Source organism: Nocardiopsis sp. TNDT3, from assembly GCF_003427465.1.
GTDB lineage: Bacteria > Actinomycetota > Actinomycetes > Streptosporangiales > Streptosporangiaceae > Nocardiopsis > Nocardiopsis dassonvillei.
Genome location: NZ_QPFC01000819.1, coordinates 1 through 2,414, shown reverse-complemented (window position 1 = coordinate 2,414; position 2,414 = coordinate 1). Strand labels below are relative to the sequence as shown.

Annotated in this window: 1 protein-coding gene; it reads left to right on the top strand. The window is 71.1% G+C overall.

Annotated elements, in window-relative coordinates; translation table 11 throughout:
• Positions 1–229: 229 nt before the first annotated feature.
• Positions 230–2,414: excinuclease ABC subunit UvrA (locus DQW06_RS19950; protein WP_157983503.1), on the top strand; the 2,185-nt coding region annotated here is incomplete at its 3' end.

Sequence of the window (2,414 nt, the reverse complement as noted above, 5' to 3'; positions counted from 1 at the left end):
CGACATCGCCTTCATCGGCTACTGGCGCCACGGCCGCGCCGCCATGGACTAGGCGCTCCGGGCCCTCCGGTCAGGAATCGAGAAGCGCCGCCCCCGCTCCCCCGTCTAGCGTTGGCACCACGGACCCCACCGGTCACACGGACCGGCACGCGACGGCCGTCGCCCGGCGCTGGTGGGCCGACCCAGACGACGCCGACGCAGAGGCCTCACCCGACCGAGGGAGATCACGATGAGCACGGCCACCAGGGCGGACGCGGAGGCGCCCGAGCCGCACGCCGCCGACAGCCACGACCTGATCCGCGTGTACGGCGCACGTGAGAACAACCTCCGGGACGTCAGCGTCGAGATACCCAAACGCCGCCTGACCGTGTTCACCGGCGTCTCCGGCTCGGGCAAGAGCTCCCTGGTGTTCAACACGATCGCCGCGGAGTCGCAGCGGATGATCAACGAGACCTACAGCGCCTTCGTGCAGGGCCTCATGCCGACGATGGCCCGGCCCGACGTCGACGTCCTCGACGGGCTGACCACGGCGATCATCATCGACCAGGAGCGGATGGGCGCCAACGTCCGCTCCACGGTGGGCACCGCCACCGACGCCAACTCGCTGCTGCGCATCCTCTTCAGCCGCCTCGGGAAACCGCACATCGGCTCGCCCAACGCGTTCGCGTTCAACGTCGCCTCGGTCCAGGCCAGCGGCGCCATCAGGGTGGGCAACGGCAAGGCCGTGAAGCAGACCTTCAGCCGCACCGGCGGCATGTGCACGCACTGCGAGGGCCGGGGCACGGTCTCCGACATCGACCTCACCCAGCTCTACGACGACTCCAAGTCGATCGCCGAGGGCGCGTTCACCATCCCCGGCTGGAAGTCGGACAACTTCTGGACGGTGCGGGTCTACGCCGAGTCGGGCTTCGTGGACCCCCGCAAGCCGATCCGCGACTACACCGAGGAGGAACTCGCCGACTTCCTCCACAAGGAACCGGTCAAGGTGAAGATCGAGGGCGTCAACCTCACCTACGAGGGGCTGATCCCCAAGATCCGGAAGTCGTTCCTGTCCAAGGACCGGGAGGCGATGCAGCCGCACATCCGGGAGTTCGTGGACCGGGCGGTCACCTTCACCGCCTGCCCCGAGTGCGACGGCACCCGCCTCAGCGAGGAGGCCCGGTCCTCCAGGATCCGCGGGATCAGCATCGCCGACGCGTGCGCGATGCAGATCAGCGACCTGGCCGCGTGGGTCCGCGGGCTCGAGGAACCCTCCGTGGGGCCGCTGCTGGAGAAACTGGGGCACACGCTCGACTCCTTCGTGGAGATCGGGCTGGGCTACCTCTCGCTCGACCGCTCCTCGGGCACGCTCTCGGGCGGCGAGGCGCAGCGCACCAAGATGATCCGCCACCTGGGCTCCTCGCTCACCGACGTCACCTACGTCTTCGACGAACCCACCGTGGGACTGCACCCGCACGACATCGAGCGGATGAACCGCCTGCTGCTGCGGCTGCGCGACAAGGGCAACACCGTGCTCGTCGTGGAGCACAAGCCGGAGACCATCGCGATCGCCGACCACGTGGTCGACCTCGGCCCCGGCGCCGGTGACGACGGCGGGCGGATCGTCTTCGAGGGCGGCGTCGGGGGGCTGCGCGCCAGCGGCACCCTCACCGGCCGCCACCTCGACGACCGGACCCGGCTCAAGCCGCGGGTGCGCACGCCCCGGGGCGCCCTGGAGATCCGCGGCGCCGACGCCAACAACCTGCGCGGCGTGGACGTGGACGTGCCGCTGGGCGTGCTGTGCGTGGTGACCGGCGTGGCGGGCAGCGGCAAGAGTTCGCTGGTCCACGGGTCGATGCCCGCGGGCGCGGGCGCGGTGTCGGTGGACCAGGGCGCGATCCGCGGCTCGCGGCGCAGCAACCCGGCCACCTACACCGGGCTGCTCGACCCGGTCCGCAAGGCCTTCGCCAAGGCCAACGGCGTCAAACCGGCGCTGTTCAGCCCCAACTCCGAGGGCGCCTGCCCGGCCTGCAACGGAGCCGGGGTGCTCTACACCGACCTGGCCATGATGGACACGGTGGCCTCGCCGTGCGAGGAGTGCGAGGGCAGGAGGTTCCAGCCGCAGGTGCTGGAGTACCGCCTGGGCGGCCCGGACGGCGGCCGCGACATCAGCGAGGTGCTCGCGATGTCGGTGGCCGAGGCGCACGCGTTCTTCAACGGCGAGGGGGCGAAGGTGCCCGCGGCCGCGCGGATCCTGCGGCGTTTGGAGGAGGTCGGCCTGGGCTACCTCAGGGTCGGCCAGCCGCTGACCACCCTGTCCGGCGGCGAGCGGCAGCGGCTCAAGCTGGCCGTCCACATGGCCGGGGAGGGCGGCGTCTACGTCCTGGACGAGCCGACCAGCGGCCTGCACCTGGCCGACGTCGAGCAGCTGCTCG